The sequence below is a fragment of the Afipia sp. GW822-FHT04G07 genome (assembly GCF_058800765.1).
The window spans coordinates 420,124-441,900 of record NZ_JBXAMP010000002.1; the positions used below are offsets into that span (position 1 = coordinate 420,124).

Genomic DNA, 21,777 nt, shown 5'->3' on the forward strand with positions numbered 1-21,777 from the left:
CATCCGTTGGTTATTCGGCGTCGGGCTGGCGGCCGGGCTCGGCGGCGGCGAAAGCTTCGATTTTTGCTGCGGCAGCATCGAGGGCCACGATACGCTTGTACGGCGTGAGATCGACCCCGAAACGCCGCGCGTTGAACACCTGCGGGACAATGCAGATATCCGCCAGCGTCGGTTTGTCACCGAGTGCAAACGGGCCCGGCAGATGGGCCAGCCGCGCCTCGATTGCGTCAAAGCCGGCTTCGATCCAGTGCTTCGACCACGCCGCACGCGTCGGCTCATCGACGCCCATTTCGATCAGTTTATTCAGCACGCGCAGATTTCCAATCGGATGAATGTCGCTGACCGCGACCAGCGCGATCTCGCGCGCAATCGCCCGCCTCTTCGCGTCCGGCGGCAGCAACGGCGGCTCGGGATGCGTCTCGTCGAGATACTCGATGATCGCCAGCGATTGTGCGAGTTCGAGATCGTCGTCGATCCAGTACGGCACCAGCCCCGCCGGATTGATCTTGCGGTAAGCCGGCTGCGTCTGCTCGCCCTTGCGCAAATGCACGAAATGATGGTCCGCGCTCAGCCCCTTGAGATTGAGCGCGATGCGCACGCGATAGGCCGCGGTCGAGCGGAAGTAACCGTAAAGGACAGCATCACTCATGCAAAACCATTCAAGGCTTGGACGGATCGAAGCGGCGCTCCAACCCTTGCCAGCAGTCGGCATAATCATCCTGCAACGCGCTGGTGGTCGCCGCATACTCGGTCACGCGCTGCGGATAGCGCGTCTCGAACATGAAGGCCATGGTGCCGGTCAGCTTGACGGGCTTCAGTTCGCCGTTGCTGGCGTGGTCGAATGCTTCGCGATCCGGGCCATGCGGCAACATCATGTTGTGCAGGCTGATGCCGCCCGGCACGAAGCCCTGCGGCTTGGCGTCGTACACGCCGTAAATGAGGCCCATAAACTCCGACATGATGTTCATGTGATACCACGGCGGACGGAAGGTGTTTTCCGCCACCGCCCAGCGCTCGGGGAAAATCACGAAATCGATGTTCGCGGTGCCCGCAGTTTCCGATGGCGACGTCAGCACCGTGAAGATCGACGGGTCGGGATGATCGAAGCCGATGGCGCCGATGGGCGAGAATGTCCGCAGGTCATATTTATACGGCGCATAGTTGCCGTGCCACGCCACCACGTCGATGGGCGAATGCGGCAGTTTGGTCACGAACAGCGAGCCGCCCCACTTCACGTAAAGCTCTGTCGGCGTTTCCTTGTCCTCATAGGACGCAACCGGCGTCAGGAAATCGCGCGAGTTGGCGAGGCAGTTCGCGCCGATCGGTCCGCGCTCCGGCAGCGTGAACGCGCCGCCGTAATTCTCGCAAAGATAGCCCCGCGCCGGACCTCTCGGAATCTCCACACGGAATTTCACGCCGCGCGGGATCACGGCGATCTCGCCGGGCTCGATATCGATGAGGCCGAATTCGGTGACAAGGCGGAGATTGCCGTCCTGCGGAACGAACATCAGTTCGCCGTCGGCATTGTAGAAATGCTGATCCACCATCGACTTGGTGATGAGATAGATGTGTGCCGCCATCCCGGCCTGCGTGTTCGCGTCGCCTGCCGTTGTCATGGTGATGACGCCTTGCAGGAAGGTCTGGTCGCCCTTCGGCATCGGCAACGGGTCCCAGCGCAGTTGCGCGATGGGCATGTCGTGTTCGGCGCACGGCGCGGTGCGCCAGTATTTCGCATCGGCCTTCGCGAAACGGCCGGAATGTTTCACCGACGGACGGATGCGATACAGCCACGAACGCTCATTGCTGCCGCGCGGCGCGGTGAACGGCGAACCCGATAATTGCTCGGCATAAAGCCCGTAAGCGCAGCGCTGCGGCGAGTTGCGCCCGATGGGCAGCGCGCCGGGCAAGGCCTCGGTCTCGAAGCTGTTGCCGAAGCCGGACATGTAGCCCGGCGTCACGTTGACGCTGTTGCGGTTGACGGCGCCAGGAGCGGTGTTGACGTTCATGGTCCTATCCTCCTTGCAGAGCAGCCCACATGTCGCGATCGCGCTTGTCTGTCCAGATCACGGGATCGTCGATCCCCGACGCCTCGTCGAAGGCGCGCGAGACATTGAACGGCAGGCAATGCTCATAAATGGCGAAGCTGGAAAACTTCGGGTCCATCACCTCGCGGGTCGCCGTCATGGTTTCCTTCAGCGTGCGCCCCTTCGCCACCGACAGTTCCGCCGCGCCATACAGCGAACCGACGAAATCGCGCGTCATGGCAATCGCCTCGTTCACGGTCGTCGTACCCTTCAGCGCATCGCCACGGCCCGGTGCGACCGCCTTCGGATTGAATTCGCGGATTTCATTCAGCGTCATCGGCCATTCGCGCAACAGCGCGTCGCCGCAATAGCACGCCGAATGAAATTCGATCAGGTCGCCGGAACACATCACCTGCGCATCCGGCACCCATGCGACGATATCCCCGGAGGTATGCCCCGCGCCGAGATGCATCAGCTTCACCTCGCGCTTGCCGAGATAGATCGTCATGTCGGTCTCGAAGGTCAGCGTCGGCCAGGTCAGGCCGGGAATGCTCTCGGCGTCGCGGAACAACCGCGGAAAGCGTCCGAATTCGGAGTCCCAGTCCTGCTGCCCGCGCTCGGCGATCAGGCGGTGGGTTTCCGTTGAGGCGACGATGTCCTGCGCCTTGTAGGCCGAGGCCCCAAGCACACGCACAGCGTGATAGTGCGACAGAACCACATACTTGATCGGCTTGTCGGTCACGGTCCTGACCCGCTCGATCACACTGTTCGCCATCGCCGGGGTCGCCTGCGCGTCGAACACAATGCAGCCGTCATCGCCCACGATCACCGCTGTGTTGGGATCGCCTTCCGCGGTGAATGCATAAATGTCCGGTCCGATCTCGGAGAAGGTGATCTTCTTCTCGGCCATATCCCCGGTCGATGCGAAACCCTTGGCGGTCATGTGCTGTCCTTTGTCGTCGTCTTCTTGTCTGCGGGGTTACCGAGTTGCCGCTTCGCCAACGCGATGGCTTCGCGCAACACCTCGGCATCCCCGATATGATTGGCGAGAATCAGAACCAGCGCCGTATCCAGCGATACACTGTCCTCGTCGCTAAGACCGCGATGCGCCTCGACCATCAGACGATAGGCGGCATCCGGATCGGCAAAATTCGATTGCGTCGAAAGCGTCATGACGTCGCTCCCGGTATTGTTTCCATCCTGGCGCTGGCGCGAGTGATGGCGGCCTGTACGGCACCGCGCGTCGGACGCTTGAAGCGCGCCGCGACATATCCATCGGGGCGCAGCAAATAGGCCGCACCGTCCGATGCATCATAGCGTTTCGCGAACAATCCCGACGGGTCGCGCAGCGGTGCGCTATCGCCTATCCAGATGGATTGACAGACTGGAATCCCGACGTCGGCACCATCGCCCGATCGCAGCAGAACAAAGCCGTCGAACGATTTTCTCGCCTCGGTTAGATGGATCGGTTCTCCGGTCGCCCTTGCCAATGGCGCGTCGATCATCTGCGCGCCCGGACGCGGCCCCGCGGCCCAGACATCCGCATCGGGCGTCGACAGCGGCGAGTCATAAACCGACGGCGTCGAGAGCCGCCCGCCATTGACCATGCGCTTGGCAAATTCTGTGTCCTTCGCCAGCCTCAGCACCGCCTGACGCATCCGGCGTTCCTGTCTGGAATGCGGCGCGATGAAGTCGGTCGAGCGGGTCGAGGCGCGGATGTTCTCGTCGGCAGCAGCGCTGCGTTCGATCTCGTAGCTGTCGAGCAGCGCGACCGGCGCGTCGCCGCGCAGGATCATGGAGAGCTTCCAGGCGACGTTTTCCGCGTCCTCTAACCCCGAGTTCGCGCCGCGCGCGCCGAACGGCGAGACCTGATGCGCGGAGTCGCCCGCGAAAATCACGCGCTCATGCACAAAGCGATCCATGCGGCGGCACTGGAACTTGTAAACCGAAATCCATTCAAAATCGAACTTGGCATGACCCAGCATTCGTTCGATCCGCGGCCGCACGTTCTGCGGCAGCCGCTCGATGGCGGGATCGGCATCGGGTCCGAGTTGCAGATCAATGCGCCAGACATCGTCGGGCTGGCGATGCAGCAGCGCGGACTGGCCCGCGTGAAACGGTGGATCGAACCAGAACCAGCGCTCGGTGGGAAATTCGGCGGTCATCTTGACGTCCGCGATCAGGAACTGGTCCTCGAACATCTCGCCGGAGAATTCCGCGCCGACAAAGCCGCGCAGCGCCGAGCGCGCGCCATCGCACGCGACCACGAAATCGACTTTCAGGTGATAGCGCCCGTCCGGCGTATCGATGGCGAGAACGACGTGATCGTTGCGCTGTTCCAGCCCGACGACCTTGTTGCGCCAGCGCAGATCGACCTGCGGCAAGTCCCGGATGCGATCGACCAGAAAGGCTTCCGCGTAATACTGCTGGAGATTGATGAAGGCCGGCATCTTGTGGCCGTCCTCCGGCAGCAGATCGAACTGGTAGACCAGATCATCCTGGAGAAAGATCTTGCCGACCTTCCAGACGACGCCCTTCTCCACCATCCGCTCGCCGACTCCGAGCCGGTCCCACAATTCGAGCGAGCGCTTCGAGAAACAGATCGCGCGCGAGCCGTCGCCGATCCGGTCGGCATCGTCCAGCACGACAACCGGATGTCCGCGCTGCGCCAGATCAATCGCCAGCGTCAGCCCGACCGGGCCGGCGCCGACCACCACCACCGGATGGCGCGCGGCATTCCCGGCCGCCCGGTCCTGATCGGAATGGCGGCGATAGCCGAATTGTGTGACGGGAGGTTGCGGCACGTCTCAAACCCTGTTCTGACCGGCTTCTTGAAACGAAGCTCTGGCCAAGAGGATAGACCATCGCTATGATCGTTGCAACTGCAACCAATGAGCCATCCCGCCCCAATCGGACATCTGCCTTGACCAAGCTCGATCTCTTCAAATTCATGCCGTTCCGGCTGAACCGGCTGGCGGCGGAAGTCAGCGCGGAACTCGCCAGCGAGTACCGGGAGCGATATGGCCTTGATATTCCGGAATGGCGGGTTCTGGCCACGCTCGGCTTCCGTGACGACGCCTGCACCGCGCAATACATCGCCTACTGCACGCGAACGCACAAATCGACCATCAGCCGGGCGGTCGCGCATTTGCTGAAACAGCAGGTGATCGAACGGGTGGAGAACGAGGACGACAGGCGCGAGCTGGCGTTGCAGCTTACGCGCAGGGGCCGCGCGCTTTATGAAGAGCTGATCCCGCGCCTGCTCGACAAGGAACAGGACATCCTGTCATGCCTCACGGCCACGGAGCGCAAGGAATTCGCGCAGGTGCTCGGCAAGATCGAAAAGCGGCTCGATCTGATTCAGAGCACCACAGACGCGCGCGCGAAGAAGGATGCGTATTAGACTTTCTGTCGCCGACCTGAATGACGTGATTGACACGATCTGCTCCCTCGCCCCGTTCTTACGGGGAGAGGGTCGGGGTGAGGGGCGCACTTCACTAATAGCTGACCGGACAGGCCCCTCACCCGGATTGCAATGCAATCCGACCTCTCCCCGTAAGAACGGGGAGAGGTAAAGCAAAAAATCACGCCGCCCGGATGTTCTCCATGAAGCGGTCGAGTTCCTGACGAAGCCGGGTGCTTTCGACCGCAAGCGTCTGCGCCGAATTCAGAACCTCGCCGGACGCAATGCCGGATTCGCTGGCGCCCCGGTTAACCTCGGAAATGCTTTCCGCGATCTCATGGGTGCCGCTGGCCGCGCTTTGCACGTTGCGGGCGATCTCGGTCGTCGCCGTGCTCTGCTGCTCGATGGCGGCCGCGATGTTGCCGGCGATCCGCGAGATCTGGCCGATGGTCTGGCCGATTTCCTTGATCGCGAAAACCGATTCCTGCGTCGCTTCCTGCATTCCGGCAATGTGCGACGAAATCTCGTCGGTCGCCTTCGCCGTCTGGCTGGCCAGCGATTTCACCTCGGATGCGACCACGGCAAAGCCGCGCCCCGCTTCTCCGGCCCGCGCCGCTTCGATGGTGGCGTTCAGCGCCAGCAGGTTGGTCTGCTCGGCGATGGCGGTGATCAGCTTGACCACGTCGCCGATCTGCTGCGCGGCCATCGACAGCTTGTTGATGCGCGCATCGGTCGCCTCGGCCTGCGAGACTGCGGCGGCTGCGATGCGGCTCGACTCCTGAACCTGCCGGCCGATTTCGTTGACGGACGCCGAGAGTTCTTCGGTCGCGGCGGCAACGGACTGGACGTTGGACGATGCCTCTTCGGAGGCGCTGGCGACCTTGCCCGAAAGCTCCTGCGCCGCGCCGACCGTTCGGCTCAGCGTGGTGGCGGAGGATTCAAGCTGACTGGCCGAGGCCGACACGCTCGAGACGATGACCCCGACGGCGGTTTCAAAATTGTCGGCAAAACGATGCAGTTCCGCGCTGCGCGCTTCGCTCGCCGATTTGCTCTGCGTCTCGCGTTCGGCGGCATCTTCCTGCGCCTTGACAACGGCCCGCATCTTGAACTCCTCGACCGCGCTGGCCATCTCGCCGATCTCGTCCTTCTGACCGAGGCCAGGCAGAACGACATCGAAGTTGCCGCCGGCGAGTTCACGCATCGCCTTGCACATGCCGACCATCGGCCTGGAAATACCGCGCCCCAGCAGCCATGCCAGAATGACGCCGAACGCAATGCCGCCGGCGCCGAGAATCGTCACGAAGGTCCCTGTCTTGTGCGCCTCTGCGGCGGATTCCTTTGCCATGCGGTTCTGCCGAACCAGCAAGCCATCCTTGATGGTTTTCGCTTCGCCCGTCACTGCCCCGGCCGCATCGTTCATCTTGGCGGACAGCGCATCGATTTGCCCCGTGTTCTCGACGAACTTCGCAAATGAAGCCTGATAGTTCTCAAGTTCCTGAGTGAGTTCCTTGATCTTCAGCAGCAGTTTCGGGTCATCCGACTGGAGCGACGACATGCCGTTCTTGAGAAGCTGCATGCGGGCCTTCACGCTCCCGGCAACGGACTTCTCCGGCCTGACGACATAGTTGCTGATGTTCGCCGTGATGGCGGCGGCCTGCGGCGCGAGTTCTTTCGCGGCGTTCTGAAACGAAGCAAAACCGGCCAGAATCGCGGTGTCGGCAAGGTCCTCGAACTTGTAACGGATGACGTTGCCTATCCGGAGCAACTGGTTCGCGGCGATGCTCGCGTTTTCCGTCTTGAGCGCAACGGTTTCCGCGAAGACAGATGCAAACTCGTTATAGCTGACCGAAAGGCTGAGAACGCTCTTGCGGCTTCCGGAGGTGGCGACGCGCGTGGCGCGCTCGATGGCGCTGCCGAGGGCCGTCTCCGCGGCTTTTGCCGCCGCTTCATCGGCCTCATTACCGCTCATCACGTAATAGCGGGCGAGGAGCTGATAGGCCGCAAGCTCGCGATCGATGTCACGCGCGCTGTCGGTTTCGGCCACGATTCCCTGATACGACAGCACGCCGGCGGCAATGCGCTCGAACCCGAAATAGGCAACGCCCATGTTGATCGCCGAAACGCTCAGCACAGTCACGAAGCCAAGCATGATCTTGGTTCGGAATCGTAGATTTGAAAAGAAGCTGGACTTTGCCTTCTGCTTCGCCGCGCCCCTGAACCAAGCCATTCCCACCCCCAGCCATTGCACGCAAAACCAGCGGGCAGCCCGCCCGCAGAAGCTTCAAGGTAAAAGAAATTGGATAACGCGCCGTAAATTCATACCCTGCCGCCGCGAAAAGCGCCTGCAAAGCAGGCATTTGTCGCGAATGTCAGCAGTTCGGCGGTATTTGAGTCTGGCGCCGGCGTCCGCCCGCGGCAGAAGTTAACGAATTATTCCCAGCTCAGCGCGCCGCCGTTCTGGTACTCGATCACGCGGGTCTCGAAGAAGTTCTTCTCCTTCTTCAGGTCCATGGCTTCCGACATCCACGGGAACGGATTTTCCGTCTCATTGAACACGCGGGTGAGCCCGAGCTGCGCGCAGCGCCGGTTGGCGATGAAGTGCATGTACTGCTCGCAGAGCGCCGCGTTCAAACCCAGAAAGCCGCGCGGCATGGTGTCCCTGCTGTAAGCCGCCTCAAGCTCTGCGGCGTCCCGGATCATGCCACGCACCTCGTCCTGGAATTCGCGCGTCCACAGATGCGGATTTTCCATCTTGATCTGGTTGATGACATCGATGCCGAAATTCAGGTGAATGGATTCGTCGCGCAGGATGTACTGGTACTGCTCGGCGATGCCGACCATCTTGTTGCGGCGGCCGAGCGACAGGATCTGCGCGAAGCCCGTATAGAACCACATGCCTTCAAAGATCACATAGAACGCCACGAGATCGCGCAGGAACGACTGATCCGCCTCAGGCGTGCCGGTCTTGAAGTCCGGGTTCTCGAGATTTTGCGTATGCCTGAGCGCCCATGCCGCCTTGTCGGTGATCGACGGCACCTCGCGGTACATGTTGAACAGCTCGCCCTCGTCCAACCCGAGGCTTTCGACGATGTACTGGAAGGTGTGGGTATGCACCGCCTCCTCGAACGCCTGCCGCAGCAGATACTGGCGGCATTCGGGATTGGTCAGGTGGCGATAGATCGCGAGCACGATGTTGTTGGCGACGAGGCTTTCGGACGCCGCGAAGAAGCCGAGGTTGCGCTTGATGGCGCGGCGCTCGTCCTCGGTGAGGCCGTCGCGCGACTTCCACAGCGCGATGTCGGCCTGCATCGAGACTTCGGTCGGCATCCAGTGATTGTTGCAGCCGGCGAGATACTTCTCCCAAGCCCATTTGTATTTCAAAGGCAGAAGCTGATTGACGTCGGCGCGGCAGTTGATCATCGCCTTGTCGTCCACCGACACACGGCCGCCCTTGCGGTCGATGGTGCCGAGCCCGGTTTGGTCGGTCGCGGCAGGTTGGCCGGTCAGGATGGGCGGAAGCGTGTTGATGGCTTTGTTCGGTGTGGTTTCGGACCAGTCGAGCATGGATGTGTTCCTAGTCTTCATTGAAATGGGGCGGCTCCCTCTCCCCGTTTTTACGGGGAGAGGGTTGGGGTGAGGGGCAAATCGGCGATACGGGAACGCCCCTCACCCGCCGCGCTTCGCGCGTCGACCTCTCCCCGCAATCGCGGGGCGAGGTGAAAAACTCACTGGCACGCCTCGCAGTCCGGATTGTCGATCGAGCACGCCACTGCATCGGACAGATCCGGCGCGGTCGATGCTTGCGGCACCACGATGGGCTTGTTCACCGGCATGGCAGCAAGCGACGACGACGACGAAACCGAATTGAGCTTGCCGTCGGTCCCCTTCAGCGTGGATTTCTCCACATGGGTCGCGCTACGCGAACGCAGGTAATAGGTCGTCTTCAGGCCGCGCGCCCATGCCAGCCGATACAGCTGATCGAGCTTCTTGCCCGACGGATTGGCGATGTAGAGGTTGAGCGACTGCGCCTGATCGATCCACTTCTGCCGACGTGCCGCAGCTTCGATGAGCCATGCGCTGTCGATCTCGAACGCCGTTGCATAGAGCAACTTGAGATCGTCGGGCACGCGATCGATGGAGCCGACGCTGCCGTCGAAGTACTTCAGGTCGGACACCATTACCTCGTCCCACAACCCGCGCGTCTTCAGGTCGCGGACCAGAAATTCGTTCACCTCGGTGAAGTCGCCCGACATGTTCGATTTGACGTAGAGGTTCTGGTAGGCGGGCTCGATCGACTGCGCCACGCCGCAGATGTTGGAAATCGTCGCCGTCGGCGCGATCGCCATCACGTTTGAGTTGCGCATACCGGTGGATTGCACCCGCTCGCGCAATGCAGCCCAATCCATCGTTGAGCCGCGATCCATCTCCAGACCACCCCGCGCATCCGCCAGAATCTCAATCGAGTCGAGCGGCAGGATGCCTTTGCTCCACAACGAGCCGCTGAACGACGGATAGCTTCCGCGCTCCGCGGCCAGATCGACGGATGCCGAGATGGCATGAAAGGAGATCGCTTCCATACTGGTATCGGCGAAGGCCACCGCTTGATCCGAGGCAAAAGGAATTCGCAATGCGTGAAGCGCATCCTGAAAGCCCATCAGGCCGAGGCCGACCGGGCGATGCTTGAGGTTCGAGCGGCGCGCTTCCGGAATGGTGTAGAAATTGATGTCGATGACGTTATCGAGCATCCGCATCGCGGTCGAAATCGTCCGCTTCAGCCGCGCATGATCGATGCCGCCCTCACCCACATGGTTGAGCAGGTTCACCGAGCCGAGATTGCACACGGCGACTTCGTCGTCCGACGTATTGAGCGTGATCTCGGTGCAGAGGTTCGACGAATGGATGACGCCGACATGCTGCTGCGGCGAGCGCAGGTTGCATGGGTCCTTGAACGTAATCCACGGATGTCCGGTCTCGAACAGCATGGTCAGCATACGCCGCCACAGGTCGGTGGCGCGCAGCGTCTTGAACACGCGCATTTCGCCGCGCGCGGCCTTCGCTTCATAGAACGCATAACGCTCGGCAAAGGCCTTGCCATAAAGGTCGTGCAGATCCGGCGTCTCGTCCGGCGAGAACAGCGTCCATTCGCCGTCGGCTTCGACGCGCTGCATGAACAGGTCCGGCACCCAGTTCGCGGTGTTCATGTCATGGGTGCGGCGGCGGTCGTCGCCGGTATTCTTGCGCAGGTCGAGAAATTCCTCGATATCGACATGCCACGTTTCGAGATAAGCGCAGACCGCGCCCTTGCGTTTGCCACCCTGATTGACCGCAATCGCAGTGTCGTTGGCGACCTTGAGGAACGGCACCACGCCCTGGCTTTCGCCGTTGGTGCCCTTGATGTGCGCGCCGAGGCCGCGCACGCGGGTCCAGTCGTTGCCGAGACCGCCGGAATATTTCGCCAGCAGCGCATTGTCCTTCACCGACTTGAAGATGCCATCGAGATCGTCCGCCACCGTGGTGAGGAAGCAGGATGACAATTGCGGCCGCAGCGTGCCGGAATTGAACAACGTCGGCGTCGAGGCCATGAAATCGAACGACGACAGCAGGTTGTAGAACTCGATGGCGCGGGCCTCGCGATCGATCTCGCGAATGGCGAGACCCATCGCGACGCGCATGAAGAACGCCTGCGGCAGTTCTATGCGGTTGCCGTCGTTATGCAGGAAGTAGCGGTCATACAACGTCTGCAAGCCGAGGAACTGGAACGACAGGTCCCGCTCCGGCTTCAAAGCCGCCGCGATCCGCTTCAGGTCATAGCGCGCCAATTCCGGATCGAGCAATTCAGCTTCGATCCCTGCTTTGATGTAAGCCGGAAAATACTCCGGGTAGCGCGCGGTCATGTCGGCCTGTGTGGCGTTGATCTGCGCGGCGTGGACAAACGACAGCACCTCGGTGCGCAGCTTGTCGAGCAGCAGCCGCGCGCTGACATAGGCGTAATTCGGCTCCTGCTCCACCAGCGTGCGCGCGGCCATGATGCCCGCGAGCGCGAGTTCGTCCTGGCTGATGCCGTCGTAGAGATTGCGGCGGGTCTCGGTGAGAACGGGGCCGAAATCGACACCGTCGAGATCGGCGCAGGCCTCCTGAATGATCAGCGTCAGGCGGTCGACATCGAGCGGCACGCGCGTGCCGTTGCCCAGCGTGACATGCAACTGCGGCTCGGACGATGTCTTGACCGGCTTGGCGGCGGCCTCTTCGGCGCGCTGGCGCTGGCGTTCGTCGCGGTAGAGCACATAGGCCCGCGCGACCTTGTGGTGTTCGCTGCGCATCAGCGCGAGTTCGACCTGATCCTGCACGTCTTCGATGTGGAAGGTGCGCCCCTCGCCGATCCGGCGGGTCAGCGCGCTCACCACCTCGTTCGTCAGTTGCTCGATGACTTCATGGACGCGGCGCGAAGCAGCGGCCGTGTTCCCTTCCACCGCGAGGAACGCCTTGGTCATCGCAATGGAAATCTTGCCCGCGTCGAACGGCGACACGGTGCCGTTGCGGCGGATGACCTGCAACGGCGGCTCATTTGCAGGGATGGCCAGCGACTCGGAACGCAACTGAATGAGAGGAGCGGATTTAGCGGCTTCGCGTTCGATCGAGAGTGACATCGGCAGACCCCGTGCATGTTGCAATTTTCTGGGGGCTGGGGCCGAAAGGCGCGTCGTCGCGGCGCGCGAACGCACCGAAGCACGCGACCGCCGGACACCCCGCCCGTGGACGTTCTTTTGGTGTCGCGGCAGGTCTCCTGGCTCGCAGGTCGGCGCTGAGTCCGGTCTTCCCGATGCGGATCAGGCATCAGTGACTTAGGTCGGACTCAACTCACTGCTTACAGTTGCGGGGGCAGCGCCGGAATTGCTGCACTGGATGCAGCTCACCGGCTTCCCATTTTCACCGCTAGGCCTTGCGGCTTTGCGGAACCTCGACGTCTACATCTGGTATCCGCCAGGCTACACTGTCAAGCGGCAGTGATCGTGGAAAACGGGGACAGGACGAGAAACAACATCAAACAAACGGGAAAACTCTCGAAAAAAAATTTTGACCAGTCGTCGATACGCCGTGCGGCCGACTGCTCTCCGGCGAATTACTAGAGAACTCTCTCAGGATGATTCTGCCCACTCTAGTTGGGGCGACGTCCGGGAGCGGTCCAGTGGGAAGCTTTCCTTTTGACCTGACGCCGCCCGCTTCTCATAACGAGAGCATCGCGGTTCTGCGGATCGGTGATCCGGAGCCAAGAGGGAATGCGGTGCGCGGGGCCTGACGGTCCCGCAATTCCGAAGCTGCCCCCGCAACTGTAAACGGTGAGCTTTGTCCATCCATGCCACTGAGGCGAAAGCTTCGGGAAGGCAGGACTTAAAGCGGCGACCCGTGAGCCAGGAGACCTGCCACGATCACATTACGTCCACGGGCGGGGTGCCCCGGTGTGTCGCTTGCGAGAGGACGGCCCCGCCGTCTCTGTTGTTCGCGCATGTCCGGCCCTGCTCCAACATCACGGGGTTTCCGATGTCGAGTTTGTCTTACGTATCGTCTATTCCTGTCGCCACGCTGGGCGTTCCGCGCATCGGTCCACGGCGCGAACTGAAAATCGCGCTGGAAAAATTCTGGGCCGGCAAGATCGATGAAGCCGCGCTGCGGGAGATCGCCGCAAAAATTCGCGCCGACAACTGGACGCGCCAGCGCGATCTCGGCGTCACCGTCATCCCGTCCAACGATTTCTCGCTTTACGATCAGGTGCTCGACACCAGCGCGATGGTCGGCGCGATTCCAAAGATCTACGGCTGGACCGGCGGCCCGGTATCGCTGGCGACGTATTTCGCGATGGCGCGCGGCAGCCAGAACGATGTGGGAGACTACGACGGCTGCGCGCACGGTCACGATCACGGCCATGGTCACGGCGTTCCGGCGCAGGAAATGACGAAATGGTTCGACACCAACTATCATTACATGGTGCCGGAGTTCGCGAAGGATCAGACCTTCGCCCTCGCCTCGACCAAGGCGATCGACGAATACCGCGAAGCGAAAGCGCTCGGCATCCAGACCCGGCCGGTGCTGGTCGGCCCGGTTACGTTTCTCAAGCTCGGCAAGGGTGAGAACCGGCTGTCGCTGCTGCCAAAGCTGCTGCCGGTCTACATCGATGTGCTCAACAGGCTCGCGAATGAAGGCGCGGACTGGGTGCAGATCGACGAGCCGTGTCTCGTACTCGATCTCGATGCCGCAGAGAAAGCGGCGCTCAAGACCGCGTACAGCGAAATCGCGCTGAAGGTGCCGGGCCTCAAGATCATGCTGGCCGCCTACTTCGGTGAACTCGGCGACAACGAAGCGCTGGCATTAAGCTTGCCGGTGTCGGGATTGCATCTCGATCTCGTGCGTGGCGCAAAGCAGATCGATCAGGCCCTGAAGCAGGCTCCCGCCGACCTCGTGCTGTCGCTCGGCGTGATCGATGGCCGCAATATCTGGCGCAGCGATCTGTCGAAAATTTTCGGCCAACTGGAGAACATCGCCGCAAAGCGCGGCGCGGATCGCATCCAGATCGCACCGTCATGCTCGATGCTGCATGTGCCGATCGACCTCGATCAGGAAACGGACTTGGATTCCGACCTGAAGACATGGCTCGCCTTCTCGGTGCAGAAGATGGGCGAATTGGCGGCGCTCAGCCGCGCGCTGTCATCGGGACGCGATGCCGCCAAGGATGTGTTCGCGGCTTCGGATGACGCTGCGGAAAAGCGCGCCTCATCCCCGAAGATCCACGACCCGGCGGTGATTTTGCGGGCCGCGAACCCCGCACGCGATCTGTCCGAACGCAAGAGCCCGTTCGGCACACGGCAGAAACTCCAGAGCAAGGTGCTCGGCCTGCCCTCGTTCCCGACCACGACCATCGGCTCGTTTCCGCAGACCGAAGAGGTGCGCAAGGCCCGTGCCGCCCATGCCAAGGGCCAACTCAGCGACGCCGAGTACGATGCGTTCCTGCGCAAGGAAACCGAGAAAGCGGTGCGCTGGCAGGAGGACATCGGCATCGACGTGCTGGTGCACGGTGAATTCGAGCGCAACGACATGGTGCAGTATTTCGGCGAACAACTGTCCGGATACGCCTTCACCAGGCACGGCTGGGTGCAGAGCTACGGCTCGCGCTATGTCCGTCCGCCGATCATCTTCGGCGACGTCTCGCGCCCGAAGCCGATGACGGTCGGCTGGTCGTCCTACGCGCAATCGCTGACACCGCTGCCGATGAAGGGGATGCTGACCGGCCCCGTCACCATGCTGCAATGGTCGTTCGTGCGCGACGACCTCGGCCGAGATCAGGTTTGCCGCCAGATCGCGTTCGCGCTGCGCGACGAGGTGACCGATCTCGAGCGCGCCGGCATCGGCGTGATCCAGATCGACGAGCCTGCGCTGCGCGAGGGTCTCCCGTTGCGCAAGGGCGACTGGAAGGCCTATCTCGACTGGGCGGTGGAGTGCTTCCGGATTTCGCAAGCGGGCGTGAAGGATGAAACGCAGATCCACACCCACATGTGCTACGCCGAGTTCAACGACATTATCGACGCCATCGGCGCGATGGACGCGGATGTTATTTCGATCGAGACGTCGCGCTCGAAGATGGAACTGCTCGACGCCTTCGTGACCTACAAGTATCCGAACGAGATCGGACCTGGCGTCTACGATATCCACTCGCCGCGCGTGCCCGAGGTGCCGGAGATGATGGAGCTGATCGGCAAAGCCCGCCGCAATCTGTCGCCCGAGCAGATCTGGATCAATCCGGATTGCGGCCTCAAGACACGCGGCTGGCCCGAGGTGAGATCGGCGCTCACGAACTTGGTCGAAGCGGCGCGACAGGCGCGGAACGGTTAGCGGACGACATTATCGCAAATCGTCATGGCCGGGCTTGACCCGGCCATCCACGACTTCGCTTCGATGGCAAACAAGGCCTGGATCACCGGGTCAAGCCCGGTGATGACGGATTGACCGTGTTGAGAGGCAAGTCGGCTGAAAATCAGCTTACTTCTTCTTGCCGTCCGCACCGAACTGCTTGAGGAACGCGGTCAGATCCTTGATCTCATCGTCCTTCTTGATGCCGGCGAACGCCATCTTGGTGCCGGGAATCTTGGCCTTCGGGTCCTTGATGTACTCGGCGAACACCGCATCGTCCCACGTGATGCCTGAATTCTTGTTGGCGTCGGAGTAATTGTAGCCTTCGACCGTTCCGGACTTGCGCCCGAACAATCCATTCAGCACCGGGCCGACGGTGTTCTTAGCGGTTTCGCCGACCTGATGACACGCGCGGCATTTGTTGAAGGACTTTTCGCCGGCGGCGACGTCCTGCGCGTGGGCGGAAGGGATCGTGGCGCAGATCATGGCAGCGAAAGAAACGGCGGCGAACAATGGACGAGTTATCATCTGTCTGGACCTTTGAACGGATAGGAGGCTGGCAAGCAGGCGGGCATAACGCGGGACGATCTTACCCGCTGCCGAAGCAGCGGGTATCTCTATTTAAGTACTATTTCAGGTGTCTCAGGCAAATATGTCGGCGGTGATTCCGGCGTACCAGCCCATATTTTCCCGCTGCGTCTCCTTGCGGAGTTCCGCGGTCTCGCCTGTCTTGGAAACGAAAGTCGAGGATGCGCCGATCTTGCCGTCCTTGGGTTCATAAGCGCCGCCGACCTTCACGCAATCGTCGGTGTCGATCATGCTCCAGCAGGTGTTGGTGTAACGCGCCGGGAACGTCTTGGCGGATGCAAGCTCCCCACGGATCATCATGGCGGCGACCTTGGCCTGGCTGTTGGCCGAGAAGGCCGATTTCGGCATTTCGCCCGCGATAGAGGCATCACCGAGAATGTAGATGTTGGAATCGATCGCGGACTTCATGTTTGCCGGATCGATGGCGCAATAGCCGGTGGCATTGGCGAGGCCCGCATCCCGCGCGATGGCACCCGCCATCTGCGCCGGAATGACGTTGACCAGCGCCGCGTTCTTGTAGGTCTCGAAGCCGGTCACCACGGTGTTGGTTTTCGGATCGACAGACTTCAGGCCGTCATGCACCTTGGGACCGAGCCATTCCACCAAGCCCTTGTAGTGCTTCTCCCAGCCTTCCTGAAACAATGCCTGCTTGGAGAAATTCTCCTTCGGATCAATCACGAAAATCTTGCAGCGATCCTTCTTCGCTTTCTTCAAGGCGTGCGCCATCATCGACACGCGCTCATAAGGACCGGGCGGGCAGCGATAGGGATTCGGTGGCGCGATCATCACGATGACGCCGCCGTTCGGCACGGCATCGAGCCGCTTCTTCAGCAGCAGCGTCTGCGCGCCCGGCTTCCAGGCGTGCGGCATCTTTTCTTCCGCCGCCTGCGACCAGCCCGGAACCGAATCGTATTTCAGGTCGATGCCCGGCGAAACGACCAGACGATCGTAAGGAATTTTCTTGCCGCCGGCGAGAATGACTTCCTTCTTGTCGCGGTCGATCTTCGCGGCGCGGTCCGCCACCAGACTGACACCGTGCTTTTTAAGTCCGGCATAACCGTGCGTGATCGAGGCGTAGTCCCTGACGCCGCCGAGATAGAGATTGCTGTGGAAGCAGGTCTGATATTTGGCGTTCGGCTCGATCAGGGTCACGGCAATCGCGCCCGCGCTGTCCTTGGCGATGTACTTCGCGGCCGTCGCGCCGCCCGCTCCGCCGCCGATTACCACGACGCGCGGCTTGGCCTGTCCGAAGACCGCAGGCGCGCCGAACACCGTCGTGCCGGTCAGCACCGCAGTACCGGTGAGAAATTGTCGTCGATTGAAATTCATAGTCCCCTCCCGCTGTTGATGGTCGGCAACATACACGTCGTTGAATTATTTTGGCGGTGACAGCTTCCCAAAGAATGTTGCCAACGCAGCAATTTCATCTCCCGAAAGCCGTCCGGCGATGGTTTGCATCACCGGGTTGTCCCGCTGCTTCTCCTTGTAGGCATTCATCACGGCGATGAACTGGTCCTCGGGCCATCCGGTAATTTTTGGGATGCCCTGCGCAATGGGACCCGATGCGCGATGACAGGTCACGCATTCGGTCGACAGATACTGCCCGAGTTCGCGGTCGCCCGCGGCGGCATCGGAAACAAGACCCACCGTCAGGATCAGAAACGCCGCCGTCGCTGTCGGCGGCGATCTCATCAATCGACCTTCGGCCCGGACTTGCCGTCGGGCGTCACGTCCACCGAAATCGCCCGGCCGATGACTTTCGGGGCGCTGCGGCAATCCTTCATGCACGGGTCTTTTTTCCAGAACTGCCTCTCTGCGGTCTCGCGGTCGTCGTCGTAGAAAGCGCCCGCATTCGGCATCTTGATGGACGTGAAATTCTTCTCGTTCAGTTCGAAATTCTCGTCCTTGATGACATCGTTCATCGACAGAATATAGGCGATCAGCGCGTAAGTGTCGTCGTCGGACAGCGACCGCGCATTGCCGTAGGGCATCGCGCGCTTGATATAATCGAACGCCGTCGACAGATCCGGCCAGAATGAGCCGACGGTCTTGTCGGGCCGGTCGGCCTTCAGCGTTCCCGCGCCTCCGGACAACACCGGCCAGCGGCCGGCGCCCTCGCCGAATTCGCCGTGACAGGACGCGCATTGCGCCTGGAAGATCACATCTCCCTGCTTCACCGTCCCTTTTCCAGCCGGAAGACCTTTGCCGTCCGGCCGCACATCGGTGTCCCATGCGGTGATTTCCTCGGGCAGCGCGACGCGCCCAAGGCCGAGCTTAGGCGAGGTCTTCGCCATTCCCTGTGCGGCAATTTGTTGCGCCGGGGCTTGCAGGTTTGCAACTGCGAGCGCCGCGCCGCAAACCAGAACAACGCCAAGAATTTTAGCCGATCTCGACATTTTCAGTCTCCCCGCCTGAACGCACCAGCCAGGTCTGAATGCCGTTGTTGTGGTAGATCGAGTTGACGCCACGCACCTTGCGCAGTTCGTCCTTGGTCGGCTGAACGTAGCCGGTCGAATCCATCGCACGGGACTGGATCATCAACTCCTGACCGTTCCAGTCGAAATCGACATAAAAACGCACCATCGATTTATCCAGCACCGGCCCGTCGATACGCGCGGTTTGCCAGTTGCGCCCGCCGTCCATCGTCACATCGACGCGCTTGATGGTGCCGCGGCCGGACCATGCGACGCCGCTGAGCACGTTCCGGCCCTTGTGCTTGAGCGGGGCCTGCGGCGACGGATTGGTCACCACCGATTTCGCATCCATCACGAAAGTATGTTTGCGCGAACGGCCGTCGGCCAGAAGGTCGGTGTATTTCGAGGTCTCCTCGCGGGTCTGCCATGGCTGGTCGCCGGCCTCGATCCGACGAATCCACTTCACCCAGAGATTGCCTTCCCATCCCGGGATCACCGCGCGCAGCGGATAACCCTGCTCGGGCCGCAACGCTTCGCCGTTCATCGCGAACGCGAGCAGGCAATCGTCCAGCGCTTTCTGCACCGGCAGCGAGCGGTTCATGCCGGCGGCATCCGCGCCCTCCAGCATCAGCCATTTCGCGTTCGGCTTGAGGCCCGCCTCATCCAGCAGCGTCTTCAACGACACGCCGGTGTACATCACGTTGTGCACCATGCCGTGGGTGAACTGGCAGCCGTTGAGCTGCGCACCGCGCCACTCCATGCCGGAATTCGCCGCGCATTCGAGGAAGTAGACCTTGTTCACACGCGGCATCCGCTTGATGTCGTCCATCGTGAACACCAGCGGCTTGTCGACCAGGCCGTTGATCATCAGCCGATGGTCGGCGGGATTGATCTCGGCCACGCCGCTGTGGTGACGCTCGAAGCAAAGCCCGGACGGCGTGATGATGCCTTCCAGCTCGTGCAGCGGCGTGAAATTCACCGACGATTCCGGCGACGCCGTCAGCCACGACACGTCGCGGCGGATCACATTCTTCTCGAATTTCGACGGCACGCCGTAAGGCTTTTTGTCGACGCCGTCGCCGAGATAGCGCTGCCAGTCCTGAACTTCGGTAATCAGCGGATCGGGCTTGGCGCTTTCCGCAACGGCGGGCAGCGCTGACAGCGCGGCGCCCGCGCCTGCCAGACCTGCTGCGCCGAGAAACTTTCGGCGGTTGAGAAATTCCGCAGATGGCTTGTCACTCATGCGGCACCTTTTTTCTCTCTACTTATCCTGATACGTGAATATGTTGGTCATGACGGCGCGCATGAATATGCCTCGTCAGACGCCGGAGACTTTAACAGCGGTGTTCGGTTCGACCTTCACGGTGCCACGCTTGCCCACATGTGCTGCGACCACATCCCAGATCGGCGGACCTTGCGTGTTCTCGTTGATGCTGGCCCAGCCGGCGACGGTGTAGCTCTTCGCCGCCTCGATCGGCTTGCCGGACTTGAGATGCGTCAATTCAGAAATGCGCGATCCCATCGGTTTTGAAACGTCGATGCTGTAGCCCATGCCGCCGATGCGGACCATGTCGCCGCCGCCCTGGAAATAAGGATCGGGATGGAAAATGTTGTCGGCGACATCTTCCAGAACTTCCTTCATCTGCGCGCCGGTCATCTGGTTGCGGTAGCAGTTCGGATAGGTGATCGCGGTGGCGTTGGTCACGTCTTCCCAAGTGATCGAATCGCCCGGGATCAGCGTGCCGCCCCAGCGGAAGCCCGGCGACAGCGCGATCTCGACGTCGCGTTCCGACAGCATCGCGTCGCAGATCAGATCGTCGAAGGTGCCGTTGAAGTTGCCGCGGCGGTACAGCAGCGAGTCGGTCTTGCCGATGACGCGCGCCAGATCCTTGGCGAACGGCGCCCTCACCTTCTCAACCAGCGCGGTCATTGACGCGTCTGGCTTGATGGCATCGGAGAACACCGGCATCAGCTTGAAGCGAACGCCGGCGACCTTCTTGTCCTTCACCTCGATATCGAGGCGCGAGACGAACTTGCCGTGCGAGCCGGTCGCGACCAGCACCGTATCGCCGACACGCACCAGACCCGGCATCGCATCGTGGGTGTGCGCGGTCAGGATCACGTCGAGGCCCTTGACGCGGCCCGCGAGCTTGCGGTCGACGTCGAAGCCGTCATGCGAGAGCAGCACAACGATCTGCGCACCCTCGGCGCGCGCCTCGTCGACCTGCTTCTGCATGTCTTCTTCGCGAATGCCGAATTCCCACTTCGGGAACATCCAGCGCGGGTTGGCCACCGCCGTGCGCGGCAGGGCCTGCCCGATCACGGCGATCTTCGCGCCGCCGCGCTCGAACATCTTGCGCGCCTCGAACACCGGCTCCTGCCATTCGTTGTCGCGAATGTTCTGCGCGAGAAACGCGAACGGTGCCTTGTCCGCGATGTCCTTGACGCGCTCGGCGCCGTAGGTGAACTCCCAGTGCCCGACCATGGCGTCGACTTTCAGCGCCGACATGACATCGACCATGTCCTGCGCCTTGGTCTGCAACGAGGTCCAGCTACCCTGCCAGGTGTCGCCGCCGTCGAGCAGCAGCACCTTGTCCTCGCCGCGCTCCGCGCGCACCGCGCCGATCAGCGCCGCGACGCGGTCCATGCCGCCCATGCGGCCGTAGTTGCGCGCCAATGAGACGAAATCATCCGCCGTCAGCGCATAGGCATCGGCCGATCCGGTCGCGACGTTGAAATACTTGCGAAACTCCGCGTCGGTGAGATGCGGCGGAAGTCCGCGATCCGCGCCGACGCCGAGGTTGACCGACGGCTCCCGGAAATACAGCGGCATCAACTGCGCATGAATATCCGCGACGTAGAGAATCGTTACCGTGCCGAGCGGATCGAAGCGCGTGATGTCGGCTTGCGTGAGACGCTGCTGGGCCGCGACCTGGCCGAGCGGACCAAGCCCGCTCCCGATCGTCAGCGCCGACGCAGCCGCGGTCGCCTGCAGGAAATCCCGCCTCGATATCATCGAACCATCCTCGATCCCCTCACGCGAAGGGAAATGTTCAGAAGTTTTGCGCGCGCATCACGGCCCGCGCGAAGAATCAGCCGACGGTGATCTTGTTCTTCGCGGTGTATTCCGAACCGTCGTCATCCTTCCACGTGAAGGTGAATTCGCCGGTCTCGGCGGCCTTGTAGAAGAACGACTGATAGGGATTGGCGGAGATCGCCGGATTCCAGTCGGCCTCGAACACCGGCTTGCCGTTGAACGTCGCCGAGAACTTGTTGATGATCTTCCGCGGCACGACCTTGCCGGACGAGTCCTTGCGCTGACCGGATTCCATCTCGTGCGAGATCAGCGTCTTGATCTCGATCATTTCGCCGGGCTTGGCGGTCGCCGGAACGCGAACGCGTGGTGTGGGTGCTGTGGCCATGGGAGAAGTCCTCGCCTGAATTGTTT

General features: G+C 61.8%; 17 protein-coding genes and 2 riboswitches. Of the genes, 2 read left to right on the plus strand and 15 right to left on the minus strand.

Annotated features, from left to right (window positions below):
• Positions 1-10: 10 nt before the first annotated feature.
• From maiA to AC1RKJ_RS21635, 5 genes are read right to left on the minus strand one after another with little or no spacing between them, the layout of a single operon-like run.
• Complete coding sequence (gene maiA, locus AC1RKJ_RS21615; RefSeq protein WP_492793174.1) at positions 11-649, minus strand: maleylacetoacetate isomerase; 639 nt, start codon at positions 647-649, stop codon at positions 11-13.
• Positions 650-659: 10 nt separating this feature from the next.
• Positions 660-2,006: a homogentisate 1,2-dioxygenase gene (gene hmgA / locus AC1RKJ_RS21620; RefSeq protein WP_492793175.1), complete on the minus strand. Its 1,347-nt coding sequence runs from the start codon at positions 2,004-2,006 to the stop codon at positions 660-662.
• A gap of 4 nt (positions 2,007-2,010) precedes the next feature.
• Positions 2,011-2,967: an MBL fold metallo-hydrolase gene (locus AC1RKJ_RS21625; protein WP_492793176.1), complete on the minus strand. Its 957-nt coding sequence runs from the start codon at positions 2,965-2,967 to the stop codon at positions 2,011-2,013.
• Positions 2,964-3,197, minus strand: a complete 234-nt coding sequence (locus AC1RKJ_RS21630; protein WP_492793177.1) for a DUF2783 domain-containing protein — start codon at positions 3,195-3,197, stop codon at positions 2,964-2,966. Before AC1RKJ_RS21630 ends, AC1RKJ_RS21625 begins: the two co-directional genes overlap by 4 nt.
• The gene (locus tag AC1RKJ_RS21635; protein ID WP_492793178.1) at positions 3,194-4,828 is read right to left on the minus strand and encodes an FAD-dependent oxidoreductase; all 1,635 of its coding nucleotides are present in this window, start codon (positions 4,826-4,828) and stop codon (positions 3,194-3,196) included. Before AC1RKJ_RS21635 ends, AC1RKJ_RS21630 begins: the two co-directional genes overlap by 4 nt.
• Before the next feature lie 65 nt (positions 4,829-4,893).
• On the opposite strand from AC1RKJ_RS21635, the gene AC1RKJ_RS21640 reads away from it, so the two are divergent.
• Positions 4,894-5,427 (plus strand): MarR family winged helix-turn-helix transcriptional regulator, encoded by a 534-nt coding sequence (locus AC1RKJ_RS21640; RefSeq protein WP_492793179.1) that lies wholly within the window; start codon positions 4,894-4,896, stop codon positions 5,425-5,427.
• Positions 5,428-5,608: 181 nt separating this feature from the next.
• On the opposite strand, the gene AC1RKJ_RS21645 is transcribed toward AC1RKJ_RS21640, so the two are convergent.
• The 3 genes from AC1RKJ_RS21645 to AC1RKJ_RS21655 form a co-directional block, all read right to left on the minus strand.
• Positions 5,609-7,654, minus strand: a complete 2,046-nt coding sequence (locus tag AC1RKJ_RS21645) for a methyl-accepting chemotaxis protein (protein WP_492793180.1) — start codon at positions 7,652-7,654, stop codon at positions 5,609-5,611.
• Between the two features lie 203 nt (positions 7,655-7,857).
• Positions 7,858-8,991, minus strand: coding sequence for a ribonucleotide-diphosphate reductase subunit beta (locus AC1RKJ_RS21650; RefSeq protein ID WP_492793181.1), 1,134 nt, complete (start codon positions 8,989-8,991; stop codon positions 7,858-7,860).
• 161 nt (positions 8,992-9,152) lie between these two features.
• On the minus strand, positions 9,153-12,074 hold the full coding sequence (locus tag AC1RKJ_RS21655; RefSeq protein ID WP_492793182.1) for a ribonucleoside-diphosphate reductase subunit alpha: 2,922 nt from the start codon (positions 12,072-12,074) through the stop codon (positions 9,153-9,155).
• A 110-nt stretch (positions 12,075-12,184) separates the two neighbouring features.
• A riboswitch (cobalamin riboswitch) is annotated at positions 12,185-12,403 on the minus strand.
• Positions 12,404-12,651: 248 nt separating this feature from the next.
• Positions 12,652-12,867, plus strand: a riboswitch (cobalamin riboswitch).
• Positions 12,868-12,966: 99 nt separating this feature from the next.
• On the opposite strand from AC1RKJ_RS21655, the gene metE reads away from it, so the two are divergent.
• Complete coding sequence (gene metE, locus AC1RKJ_RS21660; protein WP_492793183.1) at positions 12,967-15,309, plus strand: 5-methyltetrahydropteroyltriglutamate--homocysteine S-methyltransferase; 2,343 nt, start codon at positions 12,967-12,969, stop codon at positions 15,307-15,309.
• A gap of 147 nt (positions 15,310-15,456) precedes the next feature.
• Here metE and AC1RKJ_RS21665 read toward each other — a convergent pair whose 3' ends face one another.
• The 7 genes from AC1RKJ_RS21665 to soxZ all read right to left on the minus strand — a co-directional run bounded on the left by AC1RKJ_RS21665 (position 15,457) and on the right by soxZ (position 21,751).
• On the minus strand, positions 15,457-15,855 hold the full coding sequence (locus AC1RKJ_RS21665) for a c-type cytochrome (protein ID WP_492793184.1): 399 nt from the start codon (positions 15,853-15,855) through the stop codon (positions 15,457-15,459).
• Between the two features lie 114 nt (positions 15,856-15,969).
• Positions 15,970-17,244: an FCSD flavin-binding domain-containing protein gene (locus AC1RKJ_RS21670; protein ID WP_492793185.1), complete on the minus strand. Its 1,275-nt coding sequence runs from the start codon at positions 17,242-17,244 to the stop codon at positions 15,970-15,972.
• 45 nt (positions 17,245-17,289) lie between these two features.
• Positions 17,290-17,607 (minus strand): c-type cytochrome, encoded by a 318-nt coding sequence (locus AC1RKJ_RS21675; protein WP_492793186.1) that lies wholly within the window; start codon positions 17,605-17,607, stop codon positions 17,290-17,292.
• On the minus strand, positions 17,607-18,311 hold the full coding sequence (locus AC1RKJ_RS21680) for a c-type cytochrome (protein ID WP_492793187.1): 705 nt from the start codon (positions 18,309-18,311) through the stop codon (positions 17,607-17,609). Before AC1RKJ_RS21680 ends, AC1RKJ_RS21675 begins: the two co-directional genes overlap by 1 nt.
• The gene (gene soxC / locus AC1RKJ_RS21685) at positions 18,295-19,572 is read right to left on the minus strand and encodes a sulfite dehydrogenase (protein ID WP_492793188.1); all 1,278 of its coding nucleotides are present in this window, start codon (positions 19,570-19,572) and stop codon (positions 18,295-18,297) included. Before soxC ends, AC1RKJ_RS21680 begins: the two co-directional genes overlap by 17 nt.
• Before the next feature lie 75 nt (positions 19,573-19,647).
• The gene (gene soxB / locus AC1RKJ_RS21690; RefSeq protein ID WP_492793189.1) at positions 19,648-21,345 is read right to left on the minus strand and encodes a thiosulfohydrolase SoxB; all 1,698 of its coding nucleotides are present in this window, start codon (positions 21,343-21,345) and stop codon (positions 19,648-19,650) included.
• 76 nt (positions 21,346-21,421) lie between these two features.
• Positions 21,422-21,751 carry a thiosulfate oxidation carrier complex protein SoxZ gene (gene soxZ, locus AC1RKJ_RS21695; protein ID WP_492793190.1) on the minus strand — a complete coding sequence of 110 codons (330 nt, stop codon included), beginning with the start codon at positions 21,749-21,751 and terminating at the stop codon, positions 21,422-21,424.
• Between the last annotated feature and the right edge of the window lie 26 nt (positions 21,752-21,777).

Bases quoted from the DNA above. Each gene is read 5' to 3' on its own strand.
- maiA (WP_492793174.1), bottom strand. From the start codon at position 649: ATGAGTGATGCTGTCCTTTACGGTTACTTCCGCTCGACCGCGGCCTAT.
- hmgA (WP_492793175.1), bottom strand. From the start codon at position 2,006: ATGAACGTCAACACCGCTCCTGGCGCCGTCAACCGCAACAGCGTCAAC.
- AC1RKJ_RS21625 (WP_492793176.1), bottom strand. From the start codon at position 2,967: ATGACCGCCAAGGGTTTCGCATCGACCGGGGATATGGCCGAGAAGAAG.
- AC1RKJ_RS21630 (WP_492793177.1), bottom strand. From the start codon at position 3,197: ATGACGCTTTCGACGCAATCGAATTTTGCCGATCCGGATGCCGCCTAT.
- AC1RKJ_RS21640 (WP_492793179.1), top strand. From the start codon at position 4,894: ATGATCGTTGCAACTGCAACCAATGAGCCATCCCGCCCCAATCGGACA.
- AC1RKJ_RS21645 (WP_492793180.1), bottom strand. From the start codon at position 7,654: ATGGCTTGGTTCAGGGGCGCGGCGAAGCAGAAGGCAAAGTCCAGCTTC.
- AC1RKJ_RS21650 (WP_492793181.1), bottom strand. From the start codon at position 8,991: ATGCTCGACTGGTCCGAAACCACACCGAACAAAGCCATCAACACGCTT.
- AC1RKJ_RS21655 (WP_492793182.1), bottom strand. From the start codon at position 12,074: ATGTCACTCTCGATCGAACGCGAAGCCGCTAAATCCGCTCCTCTCATT.
- metE (WP_492793183.1), top strand. From the start codon at position 12,967: ATGTCGAGTTTGTCTTACGTATCGTCTATTCCTGTCGCCACGCTGGGC.
- AC1RKJ_RS21665 (WP_492793184.1), bottom strand. From the start codon at position 15,855: ATGATAACTCGTCCATTGTTCGCCGCCGTTTCTTTCGCTGCCATGATC.
- AC1RKJ_RS21670 (WP_492793185.1), bottom strand. From the start codon at position 17,244: ATGAATTTCAATCGACGACAATTTCTCACCGGTACTGCGGTGCTGACC.
- AC1RKJ_RS21675 (WP_492793186.1), bottom strand. From the start codon at position 17,607: ATGAGATCGCCGCCGACAGCGACGGCGGCGTTTCTGATCCTGACGGTG.
- AC1RKJ_RS21680 (WP_492793187.1), bottom strand. From the start codon at position 18,311: ATGTCGAGATCGGCTAAAATTCTTGGCGTTGTTCTGGTTTGCGGCGCG.
- soxC (WP_492793188.1), bottom strand. From the start codon at position 19,572: ATGAGTGACAAGCCATCTGCGGAATTTCTCAACCGCCGAAAGTTTCTC.
- soxB (WP_492793189.1), bottom strand. From the start codon at position 21,345: ATGATATCGAGGCGGGATTTCCTGCAGGCGACCGCGGCTGCGTCGGCG.
- soxZ (WP_492793190.1), bottom strand. From the start codon at position 21,751: ATGGCCACAGCACCCACACCACGCGTTCGCGTTCCGGCGACCGCCAAG.